The sequence below is a fragment of the Flavobacterium urocaniciphilum genome, assembly GCF_900110615.1.
GTDB lineage: Bacteria > Bacteroidota > Bacteroidia > Flavobacteriales > Flavobacteriaceae > Flavobacterium > Flavobacterium urocaniciphilum.
Window position 1 is genome coordinate 210195 of the sequence record NZ_FOEI01000004.1, and the last position, 19136, is coordinate 229330.

Genomic DNA, 19136 nt, shown 5'->3' on the forward strand with positions numbered 1-19136 from the left:
AAGGATTGCTTTCGCAATCCTTTTTTTTCAGTATTAAAATAAAATTTATTCGAAATCTTTATCTGTAACACCTTCGTTAATTTTTACTTCTTGAGTAATAAATTCTAAAGGCATTCCTACATCCAAAGTAGTTTTGTAAGGAACTTTCACTCCTTTAACATCGATATAATCAGCATAAGTTGTCATCATTTTACGTTTTTGAGCACCTTCACCCACTTCGTTTTCTGACCCTACTTTTAAACCAGATTTTACATCGAAGAAATATTTAGTTGTACCTGCTTGAATTACATAAGCATCTTGACCATTTAAAGCTTCAATACCTGTTAATACAATTGATTTATCAGTTAATAAACTTAACTCATAAAATGGAACTGCTTCTTTTTTCTCTTTTACTAATTCTTCTGCAGTATAATCTTTTTTCTTCCCTTGTTGAGATTGGTAACCTGATTTATCACCGATTACTTGTTTTGAAAGCGACATTCCTTGCATATTCAAATCAGAAAAAGACAATCCTTTGTTTGAAATTTTAGTAACCATATTTAAAGTTTGACCTTGAATAGTAGCTTTTGAAGTAACAAAAATAGTTTTTACTGCTTTTAAAGCTTTTTCACCACCAATTGCATCAATATGTTTTTTAACTACTGATTGAGCAGTAACACCCGCCGGAATTTCTTTTTTAACCGCAGGCTTTTCAGCTTTATTTCCGTATTTATCGAAATAGAAAATAGGCATTTTTTCTCTAGCGCTCATAGCCTCTAATCCTGGCAAAACATCAGCCGCTTTACCAACTATTACAACTCTAGTGTTATTTGCTAAGAAATATTTATTAGCTGCATTTCTAATATCTTCTGGTGTAACAGCATTGATATTTTTCACATAGTTTTCATAGAAATCTTCAGGTAAACCTAACGTTTTAATGTTTAAGGCATAACGAGCGATAGTTGCAGGTTTTTCAATTTGCATAACAAAGTTTCCGATGTATTTAGCTTTTGCATTTTTTAAATCTTCTTCAGAAACTAAATCAGTTCTAATTTTTTTCAATTCATTGAAAATTTCAACTACTGCACTATCAGTAACAGCATTTCTAACCGAAGCTGTAGATGCAAATTTTGAAATGTATTTTCCAGATCCTAAACTAGAATAAGAACCATATGTCCAACCGTGTTTTTCTCTTAAGTTTAAGAATAAACGACCTTCACCACCACCACCAAGAATTTGGTTAGCTAAAATAGCAGCGAAATAATCTTTATCATTCATTTTTAATTTTGATAAGTTAATCGTAGCAATTTCAGATTGAACTGCATTTGGAACATCAACAAAATTAATTTGAGAATATTGTAAATCTTTAGGATCGTTGTAGGTTAAATTTGGTGCTGTAGCTGCTTTCCAAACATCAGCTCCAAATAATTGTTCAACTTTCTTTTTAACATCTTTTACTTTAACATCACCAATAATTACTAAGTAAGCATTAGCTGGAACAAAGTAAGTATTATAGTGATTGATAACATCTTGTAATGTTACATTTTTTAATGTTTCTTCAGAAGTAAACTCACCATTATAGTGCTCTTTTCCAAAAGTTAAAACATTTTGTACACGTTGAGCAATAGCAGAAGCACTTTTCTCATCTGATTTTAAACCTTCAATAATTTTAGTTCTTTCTGCGTCAAAATCAGCTTGAGTAAATAATGGATTTAAAGCACCATCCGCTAATAATTCTAAAATTCTAGAAGAATATCTTGATAATCCACTAGCAGATGCCCCTGATTCGTAAAAATTAAAATTAGCTCCTAAGAAATCTATTTCTTCATTGAATTTATCTTTAGAAATAGACTCCGTTGCATTTCCGATCATCGCACTTACTAAATCAGAAACTCCTTTTTTATTTCCTTCTGCATAAGGAGCGTTATCTAAAGTTAAGTTATAAGAAACTCTAGGTAATTTATGATTTTCAACAACCATAACTTTTAATCCATTTTCTAAAGTAAAAGTTTCAGGCTTATTGATGTTAATCTTTGGTGCAGGCCCTTGTTTAGGCATTTTTCTATCTTGTGCTTGCATATTTATTGTAAGTAATAAACTGGCTGCGATATATATAAACTTTTTCATCTTAAATATTATTTAGCTGTTTTTTCTTTTGCAGGTCCATATTTTAAAACTAAACGTTGGTTCGGATTTAAATATTTTTTTGCAACTTCTCTAATATCTTCTCTTGTAATAGAACGGTAAATTTCAATTTCAGTGTTTACTAAATTGATATCACCATATAATAAGTAGTAAGAAGCTAAATTTTCCGCAATACCTTCAACAGATGCATTTGAATTCACATAATTGTTTTCAAATTTATTTTGAAGTTTTTGGAAATCATTTTCAGAGATTAAATTATTTTGGATGTTTACGATTTCTTCGTCAATTTCTTTTAATAAGTTTTCAGAAGACACATCACCTAAAGGTAAACTGTAAATAATATATTGACCATAATCTTCTTGAGAATTATTAAACGCACCAACTTGAAGCGCTACTTTTTTATCGTCAACCATTTTTTTGTATAACTTAGAACTTTTACCATCTGATAAGTAAGTAGAAATCATGTCTAATACACGTGCATCTTTAGTTTTCATTGATGGAGTTCTGTAGGCAGCTAATGTCATTGGAATTTGAACGTTTGGATCTTCCCAAGTAGCATTAATTGTAGTAGTAATTGGAGCTTCTTCAAATTTTTGTCTTTGAACTGGCGCTCCTTTTGGAATAGCTCCAAAATATTTTTTAATCCATTCTTTAGCTTGAGCGGTTTCAAATTGACCAGCCACAACTAATACGGCGTTATTTGGCACATAGAATTTTTTATTAAATGCTTGAAATTCTTCTAAAGTTGCAGCATCTAAATGTTCCATTTCACCAATTGGTTCCCAACGGTATGGGTGATTTTTAAATAAATTTTGTTTAATTGCCTTAAAGATATTTCCATAAGGTTGATTATCTTTTCTTAAACGCTTTTCTTCTTTTACAACTTCATTTTGAGTATCTACTCCAATTTGGTTGATTACTGGATGCATTAATCGTTCAGATTCCATCCAAATAGCTAATTCTAAATTATTAGAAGGAAAAACTTCATAATAATACGTTCTATCATCAGAAGTATTAGCGTTATTGTTACCACCATTAGCTGTTACAATTTTAAACCACTCACCTCTTTCAATATTTTTTGTTCCTTCAAATAATAAATGTTCAAAAAAGTGTGCAAAACCAGTACGGTTTGGTTGTTCATCTTTTGCACCAACATGATACATCACAGAAGTAATAATAACTGGCGCTGAATTATCTTGATGTAAAACAACGTGTAAACCATTGTCTAAATCAAATTCTTCAAATGCCACTTTTTGCGCTTGCGCAGTGCTTCCTAACATTGCCATTGCTCCTAAAGCCATTAAAGTTTTTTTCATAATAAAATTTTATAGTAATAACTGATTGTTATTAGTCAACACAATCATTGATTTGTTACAAAAATAAGTAACTTTATTTTTAAAGCACAAACATTTTTAAAAAAGAGATAGTTAAGTTGTTTGTTTAATAAAAATTTGTATATTTGCAAACTCAAAAATAATAACTAAAACATATTGTTATGTACGCAATCGTAGAGATAGCAGGGCAACAATTTAAAGTAAGCAAAGACCAAAAAGTTTATGTTCACCGTTTAGGAAGTGATGTTGACGCAAAAGTTTCTTTTGACAAAGTATTACTTATCGACAATGGAGGTTCAGTAACTTTAGGCGCCCCAGCTATAGAAGGAGCTTCAGTTGAAGCTAAAGTATTACAACACCTTAAAGGTGACAAAGTAATCGTTTTCAAGAAAAAAAGAAGAAAAGGTTACAAAAAGAAAAACGGTCACAGACAATCGTTAACGCAAATTATCATCGAGAACATCGTTGCTAGTGGTGCTACTAAGAAAGCTGCTGCTCCTAAAAAAGAAGCTGCTCCTAAAGCAACTAAAAAAGCAGATGTTGAAGTAGAAACGGCTACTGAAGAAGTAAAGCCAAAAGCTACTAGAGCGAAAAAACCAAAAACTGAAGAATAACATTTAAAATATAACGTCATGGCTCATAAAAAAGGTGTCGGTAGTTCGAAAAATGGTAGAGAATCAGAATCGAAACGTTTAGGCGTTAAGATTTATGGTGGTCAAGCTGCTATTGCTGGAAACATCATTGTTAGACAAAGAGGTTCTAAACACAACCCAGGTGAAAACGTTTACATGGGTAAAGATCACACTTTACATGCTAAAGTTGATGGAATTGTAAAATTCCAGAAAAAAGGTGATAACAAATCTTGGGTTTCTATCCTTCCATTCGAAGCATAATCTAAAGATTATCAAATACAAAACCCCGAAATACTATTTCGGGGTTTTTTGTTTTTATATGTTTCTATTTTAAGATTTGAATTTCGCTAAATAATTTTCAGATTGTATCTTCATGATTTCAGTCGCATTTTTCTTCTTCAGATTAAACAATTCTTTATCCGATTTTATATCAGCGTACACCTCATCATAAATAGACGCATCTGTTTTCTTTTGCAATTCACGCTGGTAACTATTTTGTTCTATTAAGGTTTTATAACTGATTTCCGCATCTTCTTGCTTAAAATCATATTCACTTTTACTTGACAACAGTTTTGCAATAATTGGAGAAGTTTCAATCGCTAAAAACAACAACATAATAAATAAAGAAGGTAAAAAGGGTAATTTATTTAACGCATTGATTCTTGCCATTAACCCATCGAAACTATCAATTATAGGCTGCGAATCGGTTACTTTTTTATCTAAATCAGCCTGTAGCGATTTCCCTTTAGTTTCTTTTTCTGCAATAATTTTCGAATTAGTTACTTTTAAGGAATCCAATTGTTTCAACGCTGCATCATGTGCTTCACGTTTTTCCTTATAAATAGGACCTTTGCCCATTTTCTTGGTTCCGGTTGTTCCTTCTGCTTCAGTAATATAAGATTGATACAAAGCCGCTACTTCTTTTTCTTTGGCATTAACCTGACTTTTCAAACTATCAATTGAGGCTTGATTTTTATCAACGTCGGTTTTAAAATAATCGGAAACTTGCTTTTTATTCGCAATTGCCATTTCATTTTTCTCTTTTAATAAAACCGTGTCAATTTCCTTTTTGAAGATTTTAATTTCTAGTGGCTTTGAAATTACAATAGCAATAATCATAGCTAACACAATTCGAGGAGAAGCTTGAATAAATTCGTCCATAAAACTATCACGCTTTTTGATAGTTGAAACGATAAATCGATCTAAGTTAAAAATTAACAATCCCCAAATTAAACCAAAAAAAGTAGCCATATACACACTATCAAAAACAGTATATAAAGCGTAAGAACAAGCTACAAATGCCATTACAGCCGTAAAGAATACAGTAGCACCAATACCAGCATATTTGTTTTGTTCACCATTGGAGCAAGTGGCAACAATATCTTTGTCTGCTCCCGAACAAAGAATAAAAAATGATTTAAGCATAACGATTCGTTTTAAACCATAAGATGTCCCAAAAAATCGGGAAGCATATATTTATGGTTAGTTAATTGATTGATGATGATGATTACAAATTTGTTGCCAAAAATGATTTTTTGTTACAAGTTTTTAGTTAAACTTTTCATTTACAAGATTTTGAAACAAAAAAAATCCCCAATCTTTCGATTGAGGATTCTAAAATTTAATAATAGTATTAATATTTTGGCAAGTCCATAGTAATTTTATCCAATCGATTACCTTCAAAGAAAAATAAATTACCCAAATACACTTTCGGCTTATATTTTTTATCTTTTTTTAATAAATCGTTCTCAAACAATCTAGAATAAACACTTCTATATTTAGAATCGTATAAATCTGAATTTATCGCATACAATTGACTTGTAAAACTAGTTCTTTGATCTAAAGTGGCATTTAAATTTCCAAAGCCTTCCATAACCAAAAAAAGCTCATATCCATTTTTCCGAGCATAATTTTCATAGACAAACATTGGCCTACACAAATCAGATGTACACCCATTTTTAAAAACATACACTAACGATTTTTCGTGTTTTTCTAATTCAGTCCTTAATTGTTTTCCAGAAATTTTATAAATTTTATCCACTTCTAAATTTTCAAAACTTTCTAAAGTTACGATTTTGGCTCTATCAACTTCTTTAAGTTTAGAATAATCATTTGTTAAACCAGAAATGCTACACGAAGCTAAAATCAACAAAAAAACAATAGCTGTAAATATTTTCCTCATAATTTTTTTCTGTAAATATAAAAAAATCCCCAATCTTTCGAAAGGGGACTTTATATTTTTAAAAATGACTATTTACTAATCACTTTTAACTATTCACTAAATATTAGTATCTATAGTATTCTGGTTTGAATGGACCTTTAACTTCCACTCCGATATATGCAGCTTGCTCATCGTTTAATACTTCTAATTCAACACCTAATTTTCTTAAGTGTAAATCAGCTACTTTTTCATCTAAATGTTTTGGTAACATATAAACTTCATTTTTATAAGCTGACGAATTAGTCCATAATTCAATTTGAGCTAAAGTTTGGTTTGAGAATGAGTTACTCATTACAAAACTTGGGTGTCCAGTTGCACAACCTAAGTTTACTAAACGACCTTCAGCTAAAATGATAACTTCTTTACCGTTTACAGTATAGATATCAACTTGAGGTTTAACTTCAACTTTAGAAGCACCAAAGTTTTTGTTTAACCAAGCCATATCAATTTCGTTATCAAAGTGACCGATATTACAAACGATTGCTTTATCTTTCATAGCTTCGAAATGACGACCTACAACAATATCTTTGTTTCCTGTAGTTGTGATAACGATATCAGCATTAGCAACAACAGTATCTAATTTTTTAACCTCATAACCGTCCATAGCTGCTTGTAAAGCACAAATTGGATCAATTTCAGTAACCGTTACAATAGAACCTGCTCCACGGAAAGAAGCAGCAGTACCTTTACCAACATCACCATATCCACAAACTACTACTCTTTTTCCTGCTAACATTACATCCGTTGCACGACGAACTGCATCAACAGCAGACTCTTTACAACCATATTTGTTATCAAATTTAGATTTAGTAACTGAATCGTTTACGTTGATAGCTGGCATATATAAAGTTCCAGCTTTCATTCTTTCGTATAAACGGTGAACTCCAGTTGTAGTTTCTTCTGATAAACCTTTAATTCCTTCAACTAATTCAGTATATCTATCAAAAACCATGTTTGTTAAATCACCACCATCATCTAAAATCATGTTTAATGGTTGTCTTTCTTCACCAAAGAATAAAGTTTGTTCGATACACCAATCAAATTCCTCTTCGTTCATACCTTTCCAAGCATAAACTGGAATTCCAGCAGCAGCAATTGCAGCAGCAGCATGATCTTGAGTTGAGAAAATATTACATGAAGACCAAGTAACATCTGCACCTAAAGCAACTAAAGTTTCAATTAATACAGCTGTTTGAATAGTCATGTGTAAACATCCAGCAATACGAGCACCTTTTAAAGGTTGACTTGCACCGTATTCTTCACGAATAGCCATTAAACCTGGCATTTCAGCTTCTGCTAAAGTAATTTCTTTTCTTCCCCATTCTGCTAAAGAAATATCTTTAACTTTGTATGGTACGTAAGGAATTGTTTTTGTACTCATTATAATTTATAAATTTAATTTTAATTTCGAGTGGCAAAGGTACAACATAAGTTTTATTATTCTAAATTTTTTTAAGAAATTTACAAAATAGGAAAAACTTAATTTACTGATACACAACAGACTAAAAAAATTCTGATTAAATATTTATGCCATTCTATAAAGAAATAAAAATTAATTCGACTACCACCGCCTATTTTTGGAAAATTTCTGAAGATACAGAATGGCTTTATGAAAACATTCAACTGAATGAAAATTCCCTTTCTCGTTTGGAAAATATGAATTCTGAAGAACACAAAAGAGGATTTTTAGCCGTTAGAATGCTGCTTCAACATATAGGTTATACTGATTTTAATTTAGTATATGATACATTTGGAAAACCTCATTTAATAAAGGATATTCAAAAAAAATCAGAATATAGTTCTAAACAAATTTCAATTTCACATTCACACGAATTCTCGTGTATCTGTATCAGCAATCAAAATATTGGAATCGATTTAGAAAAACGTAAAGAAAAAACGTTAAAAATCGCCCCAAGATTTATGGATATTTGTCATCTTGAAAATCTATCTGAGGAAGATAAAATAGCTAAAGCAACAGTAATTTGGGGAGTAAAAGAAAGTGTTTTTAAACTTAAAAATGAAAAAGGAATCAGCTTTCCAAACCACATAAGTGAAGCGCCATTTCAATTAATGGATAAAAAAGGAACAACCTATTTGAATTTTAATGAAACAACTCAAAATTTTCAATTTCATTTTGAATTTGTTGACGATTATATTTTTGTTTGTGTATTAAGCTGTAACACAGAGTAACAAAAAACAACAGAGCTATACAAAAACAAAAATTAAGTAGATCTTTACGAAATCAATTTATGAATCTTTGCGCCATAATCCTTACTTTCGCAAAACAATGAACAACATTTACCAAAATATAGTAGCTGCAAAAAAAAACAATTCTAAATTGTTAGCCATTTTAATTGATCCTGATAAAACTAATATTACTGAAATTGAAAGTTTATCTCAAAAAATCAATCAATCTCCAGCAACACATATTTTTATTGGCGGTAGTATAGTTGAGCAAGTTTGTATTGATAGTTTAATTATTGAAATTAAAAAATACTGTTCTTTACCCATTTTAATTTTTCCTGGACATCCTTCTCAAATTTCAAACGAAGCAAATGGCATTTTGTTCCTAAGTTTACTTTCTGGTAGAAATCCAGATTATTTAATAGAACACCATATTAATTCTGTTGATATTTTAACGAATTCAGATTTAGAAATTATTTCTACAGGTTATATTTTAATTGATGGTGGAAATGAAACAGCTGTTCAACGTGTAAGTCAAACCCAACCTATTGAAAATACCAATATCGATTTAGCCTATAAAACAGCAAAAGCAGGAGAATATTTAGGTAAAAAACTAATTTACTTAGAGGCTGGAAGTGGCGCCAAAAATCATGTTTCTTTAGAAATGGTTCAATATGTTTCTAAAAACATTTCAATCCCATTAATTGTGGGAGGCGGCATAAAAAGTTTATCAAAAATTGAAGAGATTTTTAGAGTTGGCGCTGATATTGTAGTCATTGGTACTGCTTTTGAAAATGATGTTAACTTTTTTTCTAATTAACATGTTTGAAACGATAATCAATCAATATAAAAACATACCTAATTGGCAAATTAGCATAGAAATTATCGTTTTTATTTTCGGGATTTTAAGCGTGTATTTTGCAAAAAAAGAAAACATTTTAGTGTATCCAACTGGGCTAATTGCCACTATATTATCTGTTTACATCATGTATTACGCAAAATATTATGCTGATATGAGCATAAATATTTATTACACCATTATGAGTTTTTACGGCTGGTATGTTTGGAAAAAAGGCGAAAATTCTGAACCTCTTTCAATAACTAGAACCAACTTAATGGAGAAAATTATCGGATTTATATTGTTTATTATTACAGCATTTGTTTGTGTTCTAATCTACAAATTCTTCGACTATAAAATACAGTTTAACAACTATTTAGATATTTTTACCACTTCCTTATTTTTCACAGCAATGTGGTATATGGCTAAAAAGAAATTGGAAAACTGGACACTTTGGATTATTGGAGACGCTTTAGTAGTTTACATTTTTTTCGATAGACAACTTTACATTATTGCTTTTCAATACATAATTTTTACTATTTTAGCCATCTCAGCATACATAGAATGGAAAAAATATTTAGCGAAATAGATTTACAACAAATAGTTAAAAGAGGAAATTCTTTAGCTAAAATAATGCAACAATTACATTATTTTAAAAATGGCATTCCGAAAATTAACTTATACAAAACGGCTACTATTAATGATGGGATTTTTAAATTTTCTGAAAAAGAAGTAGAAGAATTTTGTACGTATTTTGACAAGCATAAACATAAATATTCTATTGAGAAATTTGTTCCCGCTAGTGGTGCTGCAACGCGTATGTTTAAGTCGTTGAATGAATTTTTAACGCAATTTAATCCAGAAACTGACACGATAAATTCGTACATTAATTTAAAAAAGGATAAAGACTTATCATTATTTATTGTTGGTTTAAGGAGTTTTCCATTTTACAACGAATTAAAAGAAAAAACGAAAGCTTTATTTAAAGACTATCCAACCTATAATTCTGACCAAAAAGTTTATGCCATAATAAAAGCATTATTAACCGAAGAAGGTTTAAATTATGCTAATAAACCAAAAGGAATTTTACCTTTTCATATTGAAAATAATGAAATTCTGACGCCAATTGACGAACATGTTTTTGAAACAGAGTTTTACAAAAAACCAAATCAAAAATCGAAAATTCATTTTACAGTTACTAAGGAATTTGAAAAAGATTTTTTAGCCATTACTAATAAATACGAGAATTTAGAAATTAGTTTTTCATATCAAGATCAAACTACGGATACCATTTCTGTAAACGCAGACAACACTCCATTTAGAATTGAAAATAACGAACTGTTTTTCAGACCAGGCGGACATGGCGCTTTAATTGAAAACTTAAACCAATTACAATCTGAAGTTATTTTCATTAAAAATATTGATAACGTTTCGCAAATCAATAGAGAATTAATTTTAAATAATAAAAAACTAATTGGCGGAATTTTATTGTATACCAAAAGACAAGTTGAAAACTTCTTAAAAAAATTAATTAAAGAAGATTTCAATCAAACTGACATTAAAGAAATTGTCAATTTTGTTGAAACTAAGATGTCATTTCCTTTACCTGAAGAATTTCAAATGTTTCAACCCGAATATCAAAAAGAATATTTAATTAAAATATTAAATCGTCCTATTCGAGTTTGTGGAATGGTTAAAAACGAAGGTGAACCAGGCGGCGGTCCATTTTGGATTCAAGATGAAAAAGGAAGATATACTTTACAAATTGTTGAATCTTCTCAAATTGATTTAACCAACGAAAACCAACGTACTATTTTTAAAAATTCTACTCATTTTAACCCAGTAGATATCGTTTGTAGCGTAAAAGATTTTGAAGGCAACAAGTTCGATTTAACCAAATTCGTAGACGACAAGGCCGCATTTATTACGGAAAAAACTAAATACGGCAAACCAATTAAAGCTTTTGAATTACCAGGCTTATGGAATGGTGCCATGGCTAAATGGACAACTATTTTTGTGGAAGTTCCAATTGAAACATTTAATCCTGTAAAAAAAGTCAACGATTTATTAAAACCAGCACACCAACCCAACAGTTTAGACAATAATTCTGCCTTATAATGAACACAGAAATAATTGCATCTGAATTAAACTTCAAAGCCGTTAGAAGTAGTGGTGCAGGCGGTCAAAACGTTAATAAAGTTTCTTCCAAAATGGTTTTAATTTTTGATGTCGCAACTTCTTTTGGCTTAAATGAAGAAGAAAAAGTATTACTTCAAACGAAATTAAAAACAAAAATCTCTCAAGATAATTTATTGATTTTAACGTGTGATGAAGATCGAAGTCAACTCAAAAATAAACGAATTATCATCAAACGATTTTTCGAAATCTTAGAAAAAGCATTAGCCAAACCAAAAGAGCGTAAAGCCACCAAAATCTCAAAAGGAGCGAACGAAAAACGCATTCAAGAAAAGAAAAAAGCAGGTGAAATTAAAGCGAATAGAAAAAAATTAGACTTTTAAAATTGGATTTTTAATTTAAAGAGTTCTATCTTTGCACTGTCTCAAAGGGGTGCTTGTTTTTACAGGCTGAGATTATACCCATAGAACCTGGGCGGGTAATGCTGCCAAGGAAATCAGAGAAACCACTTAAAAAATCATTCTAAACGGAATGATGGAATCTCACAAACATTAATTATTTAACCAGAGTAATTACCCCTTTTATTCGTAGCATTTACGAATGATGAATACAATTATCAAAAGAGCAAAGAGCCAAGAATCAAAGACAAAAGTGTTTAAAATCAAAACTACTTTTTACTTTTTACTTTTTACTTGTGTCTTATTTGCCCAAGAACAACCCAAAGATTCTGTAAAATCGATTGAAGAAGTTTTGATTTACGGAGTTCGAGCTAAAGACAAAAATCCAATTACCTTTACTAATGTTAGCAAAACACAAATTGCACCTCGAAATTTAGGTCAAGACATTCCGATTCTTTTAAATTATTTACCTTCAGTAGTAACTACAACTGATGCAGGAGCCGGAGTTGGTTATACCTATATGCGTGTTCGTGGATCAGATGGTTCTCGTATTAACGTAACCTTGAACGGAATTCCATTTAACGATAGTGAAAGTCAGGGTACGTATTTTGTAAACTTACCTGATTTCGCTTCTTCTTTAGAAAGCATCCAATTACAACGTGGTGTTGGAACTTCAACAAGTGGTGCTGGTGCTTTTGGAGCGAGTTTAAATTTACAAACTAAAGCTTCTCAACAAAATGGTTATGCCGAATTATCGAATTCTATTGGTAGTTTCAATACAAGAAAACACACATTAGCCTTCGGAACAGGTTTACACAACAATTTCGAAATGAATGCTCGCGTTTCAAAAATCGAATCAGATGGATTTATCGATAGAGCCTCTTCAAATTTATTTGGCTATTATTTCGATGCGAATTACATCACTAAAAACACCATCATCAAAGCAATTGCTTTCGGCGGAAAAGAAAAAACGTATCAAGCTTGGTATGGCATTGAAGATGAAGATAAATTAAGAAACGACAGAACTTTCAATCCAGCCGGAATGTATTTTGATGCAAATGGCGACATGCAATTTTACGATGATGAAACCGATAATTACTGGCAAAATCATTTTCAATTGCATTGGAATCAGAAATTAAATTCAAAATGGCAATCGAATGTTGCGTTACACTATACATTAGGGAAAGGATATTTCAAACAATACAAAGAAGATGAAGCTTTCGCGGATTATAATTTAGCAGATTTTGGTTCAATTACTACAACCGATTTAGTTAGAAAACGTTGGTTAGATAATGATTTCTTCGGAACAACTTTCTCTTTAAACTATAAAAATGAAAAAACAGATTTCATCATTGGTGGAGCTGCTAACAAATACCAAGGTAAACATTTTGGAGAAGTAGTTTGGACACAATATTACGTGCCAACAGCCAATAAATATTATGATAATTTCGGAAATAAAAATGATGTAAATTTCTATTCGAAAGCTTCACAACAAGTAGGAAAATTTAATGTATTTGCCGATTTACAATACCGTATGGTTTTCTACCAAGCGAATAGTACAAAGTTTGATGATGTAAACGACACGTTCCGTTTCTTTAATCCGAAAGCTGGTATTACGTATACTTTAAATAATTCTAGTTCTGTTTATGGTTATTTCGGAATCGCAAACAAAGAACCACGTAGAGATGATTATGAAAATGGAAGTATCAAATCGGAGCGTTTACATGATTTCGAATTAGGTTATAAATTCAGAAATACTAAAGCTTTTGTAAACATTAATGCGTTCTACATGAAATATAAAAATCAATTAGTTGCTACAGGAGCGTTAAATGATGTTGGAAGTCCGATTTTTGCAAACAGTGGAAAAAGTTACCGCGCTGGAATTGAAATTGAATCGGCAATTAAACCTTATAAATGGTTAACTGTTGCTCCGAATATTACAATTAGCACTAATAAAAACGAAGACTTCTATTTTCAAAGAGATGGAATGTTACAAAATTTAGGCAATACAAATATTGCGTATTCTCCAAATTTAGTAGCAGGAAACGCCATAACTTTCACACCAATAAATGCGTTACAAATTACATTCTTAACAAAATTTGTGGGCGAACAATTTATGGGAAATATTGATGCTGAAAAATCAGTTTTACCAGATTATACCACATCCGATTTAAACATTTCGTACGAATGGAAAATCAATAAAGGAATTAAATCTATTGTATTTTCTGGATTAGTGAATAATATTTTTGATAGAACTTACGAATCAAATGGGTATTTCTATACATATGACGATACTTGGAGCGGTCCAGGAACAACAACTATTGAAGGCGCAGGATTTTATCCACAAGCTGGAATCAATTTCTTAGCTGGAATGAATTTGAAATTTTAGTTAGTTTAAATTTTGAAGTTAAAAAAAGGTTAGTTGTAATGACTAACCTTTTTTGTTTTTATCTTTTAATTTAGTTATAAACCTTTATAGTAGTTGCATCAATAATTTGTACGCGATACATTTTCATTGGATATTCTTTTCCTGAAGCCAAACCTGTAAATAAGCTATACTGCGCATCATCACAAGAACAAATTGCATTGATACTACTAATTGACATAGTAGAACAATCAGAAAGTGGTTGATTAGGACAAGCCGCATCATAAGCTACATAACCGCTTCCTGTATTAAAAACAATAATTCCTCTTACTCCAACTCCCGCTGCATTTACATAAACTGCATTTGATGGGTATTGCAAACTCGAATATTGAGGAAAATTCATATTTAAATTGATTTCAAAAGAATAGTTTGGAATATAGGGATTATTGTTAATGGTATTATGATCCTTTTCACAAGACAAACAAAACAATAGTAAAACAATTATGCTAAAAAATCTTTTCATTTTTGTATTTTATTATAGATATCAAATTTAATTTATTTATATTTGACAAACTAATTTAGTAAACGAAAATTATTTAAATAAATTATATCTTTGTAAAAAGAATCCCATCGTTGTGGGATTTTTTCTATTTTATAAATTAATGAAGTTATGAGCGCAGTATCTTATTACACAGTTGAAGGATTAAAAAAATTAAAAGACGAGTTAGAACAACTAAAATCTATAGAACGCCCAAAAGCATCACAAGCCATCGCTGAAGCAAGAGATAAAGGAGATTTATCTGAAAATGCAGAATATGATGCTGCAAAAGAAGCGCAAGGATTATTAGAAATGAAAATAGCAAAAATGGAAGAATTAGTTTCTAACGCTAGAATCATTGACGAATCTACTTTAGATTTATCTAAAGCTTTAGTACTTTCAACAGTAAAAATAAAAAATCAAACGAACGGAATGGAACTAAAATATACTTTGGTTGCAGAAAGTGAAGCTGATTTAAAAACAGGAAAAATATCGGTAACTTCTCCAATTGGAAAAGGGTTATTAGGTAAAAAAGTAGGTGAAATTGCTGAAATTAGTGTTCCAAACGGAAAATTAAATTTCGAAATTTTAGAAATTACACGTGACTAAGACAATTTGCCGATTAGGCAATATGTCTATGTGCCAATTTAAAAAGTAATCAGAAAATTAGTTTATTTTCACAAAGTAAATCATTGAAAATTGGCTAATTGACAAATTGAAAATTAATACTATGAGTTCTATTTTCACAAAAATCATCAACGGTGAAATTCCGTGTTATAAAATAACAGAAACGGAAGATTTTATTGCTTTTTTGGATGTTAATCCGAATGCTAAAGGACATACTTTATGTGTACCGAAGCAGGAAATCAATAAAATTTTCGACATGGAAGAAGAACTATATTTGGGGTTAATGGCTTTTTCTAGAAAAGTAGCCATTGCTTTAGAAAAAACAGTTCCTTGTAAAAGAATTGGTGTTGCAGTTGTAGGTTTAGAAGTACCACACGTACACGTTCATCTAATTCCTCTACACGATATGGACGATATGCGTTTTCAACGAAAAACAGCTTTAACTCCAGAAGAATTTACAACATTAGCCAGTCAAATTGCTGAAAATTTATAAAACTTACATCCACAAATTTTAATACAGTTTGTGGATTTTTTTTGTTTTAAATATGAAAAAACTCATCCTCTTTTTATTATTTACAAACTGTATATTTTCACAAGAAGTTCCTTCTGAAAACTATATTTGGTTCTACAATCATGTTAACGAAAATGGAATTGATGCCATTATTGGAGCCAAAAATTGTTATATTAGAGAAGAAGCATCTACTAACAGCTCTTTAAAAGATTCTTTGCAAATTGGCACTAAAATCAAAATCATTAAAAACACTGAAGAATACCTCAACATTAAAGGTTTAAGTTTATCTTGGGTTGAAATTGAATATCAAAAAAACAATTCAATTATGACTGGTTTTCTTTGGAAAGGTTTTATCGCATTAGGATACACTACAAGAGGAAACACTACTTTTTTAACGACAATTGATTCTAAATACACCAAAAAAGTAAAAAATGAATATGGCGAATTTGATACAGAATTTTATAAAATTTCAATTAAAGCAATAAATTCCGACAATCAAATTATTGGCGAAAAATCATTTTCAAATCAACTTGCAGAAAGTCTGTTTTTTCAAAATTCAGCAATTAATAGTTGGGGATTAAAAGACTTAAAAGACATTTATCGAATTTCTTTTAGTGGTGAAGCCTGCGGTATTCCAACTTATCATAATTATTTTGGCTGGAATGGAAAAGAATTTCTAGCACTTCCTGAAAAAATGGATGTTGGCGATGCAGGAGCTTATTATCACAACGAAGAATTCATTTTTCCAAAAGAAAAAGGTGGACAACCTAATACAATTATTAAAAACATAACAGAAGCTGAAAATACAGACGATAGTTTGGAAAGTTATAGTTTTTTAGTAAAAAAATCGATCGAATATTACTCTTGGGATGGTAAAAATTTCAAATTAATTAAAACCAAAAAATTGAAACCCTACATTGAAAAAGAAAATTAATTTTCTTTTCTAAAACTCATTTGCATGGTTGTTCCTTTTCCTAATTCGGAATGCACCACTCGAATTTTACCTTTATGATATTCTTGTACAATTCTTTTCGTAAGCGACAACCCTAATCCCCAACCTCTTTTTTTAGAAGTATAACCGGGCTCAAAAACCGTTTTAAATTTATTTTTAGGAATACCAACTCCTGTATCAACAATAGTGATGTATACATTATTATCGCCTTCAACAATTTCAATAGATAGTTTCCCTTTTCCTTTCATCGCATCGATGGCATTTTTTACTAAATTTTCAATTGTCCAACTGTGTAAGGTCGGATTAATTAAAGCATAAATTGGTTTTTCGGGCGCTCTAAACTCAAATAAAACTTGTTTAGAAACTCTCGATTGTAAATATTCAAAAGATGCTTTTGTTTGCTCTACAATATTCATTTTTTCCAGAATGGGCTCACTTCCAATTTTAGAAAAACGATCGGTAATAGTTTGTAAGCGATTGATGTCTTTTTCAATTTCTGTAATGGTAGTTTCATCAATATTTTCCAATTTTAACAACTCCAACCAACCAATTAAAGACGACAAAGGTGTACCAATTTGATGCGCCGTTTCTTTCGCCATACCCGCCCAAAGTTTGTTTTGGGTTGCCATTTTGGTTGCACGATAAAAATTATATACCACACCGCCAAATAAGAACGCTACTAATAATAATGCAATTGGATAATATTTTAGTTTATTTAACATTGGCGAATCACCATAATAAACCAAATTATAATCGTTTGGTGCAAATTGAACTTTTATAGGATTGTTTTGATTTTTAATCGTATTTAAAAACGCTTTGACTTTTAGGGAATCATTTTCTATCGTACCTAAATTCAAATTACTTAAAATGACACCTTTTTTATCGGTAAGAATTAGCGGAATATTTTTATTGTTTTCAATGATAAAAGTAGGTAAAGAAATGTCTGCATCAATATCTGAATTTCTAATATTTTTTAATGCTTTTGCCCAAAGTTCTACTTTACTACGTTCTTCTTCTTTAAAAATTTGAAAAAGTAAATAGGTATTCCATAAAATGAAAGTAGCAATTAAAAACGAGGAAACAATAATGACCCAACGCGTAAGATTTCTTTTTTCAGAGAATTGCATGTAACGTATTTTAAGTAAAAATAATAAAAAGTGAATAGTGATTAGAGAATAGTGAATAGTTTTTTTGATTTTTTTAAATGAGCCACGAATTCACGAATTAAAAAATCACATAAAATTGATATCGACTTGGTCGATTAATAATTCGAATTAAAAATTAGAACTTAATTTTTCAAGAAAATAAATTCGAAAATTCGTGGCAAAAAAGTAACAAGATTCCCAAAAAGTAATAATCAATAATTGGATTTGCTTTATATTTGTAAAAATTTATTTCATGTTAAGCATTAATCCAAAAGAAATTGCACCAGCAAAATTACAAGGCTATTTACAAAGTGCAGTTGCACCAAGACCAATCGCATTTGCAAGTACAATCGACGAAAATGGAAATCCGAATTTATCGCCATTTAGTTTTTTCAATGTTTTTAGTAGTAACCCACCTATTTTAATTTTTTCTCCAGCGAGAAGAGTTCGAGACAATACTATTAAACACACCTTAATTAATGCGGATAGCACAAGAGAAGTAGTAATTAATATTGTAAATTACGACATCGTTCAGCAAGCTAGTTTATCAAGTACAGAATATCCAGATGGGGTTAATGAGTTTGAAAAAGCTGGATTTACGATGTTATCTTCTGATATTGTAAAACCATTTAGAGTTGCTGAAAGTCCGGTTCAATTTGAATGCAAAATTAACGACATAATTGCTTTAGGTGATCAAGGTGGCGCAGGAAATTTAGTAATTTGCGAAGTAGTTAAAATTCATATCAGTGAAAGCATTTTAGACGAAAACCAAATGATTGACCAACATAAAATCGATTTAGTTTCTCGTTTAGGTGGCAACTGGTATAGTCGTGCTAATGCAGGATTATTTGAAGTAGAAAAACCATTAACTACTTTAGGAATTGGAGTAGATAACATTCCGACTTTTATCAAAGAAAGTGGTTATTTTAATGGTAACGATTTAGGTAAATTAGGAAACATAGAAAATATTCCAACTGAAGAAGAAATTACTATATTTGTAAACGAAAATTTTGAAGTGAAAGCTGTTTTAAGTTCAGACGATTTAGACACAAAATTCTCAAAAGCAAAAGAATATTTAGATAATAATCAGGTAATTAATGCTTGGAAATTATTATTAGCAGAAAAATAAAT

Annotated in this window: 19 protein-coding genes; 12 read left to right on the plus strand and 7 right to left on the minus strand. The window is 30.4% G+C overall.

The genetic code is table 11. From position 1 onward, the window contains the following. Positions 1-45 precede the first annotated feature (45 nt). Positions 46-2106 (minus strand): M16 family metallopeptidase, encoded by a 2061-nt coding sequence (locus tag BMY86_RS09090; RefSeq protein WP_091467961.1) that lies wholly within the window; start codon positions 2104-2106, stop codon positions 46-48. Between the two features lie 8 nt (positions 2107-2114). After that, complete coding sequence (locus BMY86_RS09095; protein WP_091467964.1) at positions 2115-3440, minus strand: M16 family metallopeptidase; 1326 nt, start codon at positions 3438-3440, stop codon at positions 2115-2117. A gap of 179 nt (positions 3441-3619) precedes the next feature. Here BMY86_RS09095 and rplU point away from each other — a divergent pair, with 179 nt between their 5' ends. Continuing rightward, positions 3620-4072, plus strand: coding sequence for a 50S ribosomal protein L21 (gene rplU, locus BMY86_RS09100; RefSeq protein WP_091467967.1), 453 nt, complete (start codon positions 3620-3622; stop codon positions 4070-4072). A gap of 18 nt (positions 4073-4090) precedes the next feature. Beyond that, positions 4091-4351: a 50S ribosomal protein L27 gene (gene rpmA / locus BMY86_RS09105; protein ID WP_091467970.1), complete on the plus strand. Its 261-nt coding sequence runs from the start codon at positions 4091-4093 to the stop codon at positions 4349-4351. Positions 4352-4420: 69 nt separating this feature from the next. Here rpmA and BMY86_RS09110 read toward each other — a convergent pair whose 3' ends face one another. From BMY86_RS09110 to ahcY, 3 genes are all read right to left on the minus strand, one after another. Further along, a complete protein-coding gene (locus BMY86_RS09110) occupies positions 4421-5515 on the minus strand; it encodes a DUF4407 domain-containing protein (protein WP_091467973.1) in 1095 nt (364 codons plus the stop codon). A 208-nt stretch (positions 5516-5723) separates the two neighbouring features. Further along, entirely contained in the window at positions 5724-6272 is a 549-nt protein-coding gene (locus tag BMY86_RS09115; protein ID WP_091467975.1) for a lipoprotein, read from the minus strand. 103 nt (positions 6273-6375) lie between these two features. After that, complete coding sequence (gene ahcY / locus BMY86_RS09120) at positions 6376-7692, minus strand: adenosylhomocysteinase (RefSeq protein ID WP_091467978.1); 1317 nt, start codon at positions 7690-7692, stop codon at positions 6376-6378. A 146-nt stretch (positions 7693-7838) separates the two neighbouring features. On the opposite strand from ahcY, the gene BMY86_RS09125 reads away from it, so the two are divergent. The 6 genes from BMY86_RS09125 to BMY86_RS09150 all read left to right on the plus strand — a co-directional run bounded on the left by BMY86_RS09125 (position 7839) and on the right by BMY86_RS09150 (position 14256). Next, positions 7839-8501 carry a 4'-phosphopantetheinyl transferase family protein gene (locus BMY86_RS09125; RefSeq protein WP_091467980.1) on the plus strand — a complete coding sequence of 221 codons (663 nt, stop codon included), beginning with the start codon at positions 7839-7841 and terminating at the stop codon, positions 8499-8501. 97 nt (positions 8502-8598) lie between these two features. Continuing rightward, positions 8599-9315, plus strand: coding sequence for a phosphoglycerol geranylgeranyltransferase (locus tag BMY86_RS09130; RefSeq protein ID WP_091467983.1), 717 nt, complete (start codon positions 8599-8601; stop codon positions 9313-9315). A 1-nt stretch (position 9316) separates the two neighbouring features. Further along, positions 9317-9922: a nicotinamide riboside transporter PnuC gene (pnuC, locus tag BMY86_RS09135; protein ID WP_091468147.1), complete on the plus strand. Its 606-nt coding sequence runs from the start codon at positions 9317-9319 to the stop codon at positions 9920-9922. Next, positions 9898-11451: a DUF4301 family protein gene (locus tag BMY86_RS09140; RefSeq protein ID WP_091467986.1), complete on the plus strand. Its 1554-nt coding sequence runs from the start codon at positions 9898-9900 to the stop codon at positions 11449-11451. Before pnuC ends, BMY86_RS09140 begins: the two co-directional genes overlap by 25 nt. Continuing rightward, positions 11451-11852 (plus strand): alternative ribosome rescue aminoacyl-tRNA hydrolase ArfB, encoded by a 402-nt coding sequence (gene arfB, locus BMY86_RS09145; protein ID WP_091467989.1) that lies wholly within the window; start codon positions 11451-11453, stop codon positions 11850-11852. Before BMY86_RS09140 ends, arfB begins: the two co-directional genes overlap by 1 nt. A 220-nt stretch (positions 11853-12072) precedes the next feature. Continuing rightward, positions 12073-14256, plus strand: a complete 2184-nt coding sequence (locus BMY86_RS09150; protein ID WP_091467994.1) for a TonB-dependent receptor — start codon at positions 12073-12075, stop codon at positions 14254-14256. A 70-nt stretch (positions 14257-14326) separates the two neighbouring features. On the opposite strand, the gene BMY86_RS09155 is transcribed toward BMY86_RS09150, so the two are convergent. Further along, positions 14327-14755, minus strand: coding sequence for a Rieske (2Fe-2S) protein (locus tag BMY86_RS09155; protein ID WP_091467998.1), 429 nt, complete (start codon positions 14753-14755; stop codon positions 14327-14329). A 147-nt stretch (positions 14756-14902) separates the two neighbouring features. Here BMY86_RS09155 and greA point away from each other — a divergent pair, with 147 nt between their 5' ends. The 3 genes from greA to BMY86_RS09170 all read left to right on the plus strand — a co-directional run bounded on the left by greA (position 14903) and on the right by BMY86_RS09170 (position 16842). Further along, the gene (gene greA / locus BMY86_RS09160; RefSeq protein WP_091468001.1) at positions 14903-15379 is read left to right on the plus strand and encodes a transcription elongation factor GreA; all 477 of its coding nucleotides are present in this window, start codon (positions 14903-14905) and stop codon (positions 15377-15379) included. 121 nt (positions 15380-15500) lie between these two features. Next, positions 15501-15890: an HIT family protein gene (locus tag BMY86_RS09165; RefSeq protein WP_091468005.1), complete on the plus strand. Its 390-nt coding sequence runs from the start codon at positions 15501-15503 to the stop codon at positions 15888-15890. A 52-nt stretch (positions 15891-15942) separates the two neighbouring features. Then, positions 15943-16842, plus strand: a complete 900-nt coding sequence (locus BMY86_RS09170) for a hypothetical protein (RefSeq protein ID WP_091468008.1) — start codon at positions 15943-15945, stop codon at positions 16840-16842. On the opposite strand, the gene BMY86_RS09175 is transcribed toward BMY86_RS09170, so the two are convergent. After that, positions 16839-17987, minus strand: a complete 1149-nt coding sequence (locus BMY86_RS09175; protein WP_091468011.1) for a sensor histidine kinase — start codon at positions 17985-17987, stop codon at positions 16839-16841. The genes BMY86_RS09170 and BMY86_RS09175 overlap by 4 nt on opposite strands. A 271-nt stretch (positions 17988-18258) precedes the next feature. On the opposite strand from BMY86_RS09175, the gene BMY86_RS09180 reads away from it, so the two are divergent. After that, positions 18259-19134 (plus strand): flavin reductase family protein, encoded by an 876-nt coding sequence (locus tag BMY86_RS09180; protein ID WP_091468013.1) that lies wholly within the window; start codon positions 18259-18261, stop codon positions 19132-19134. Positions 19135-19136: the final 2 nt, after the last annotated feature.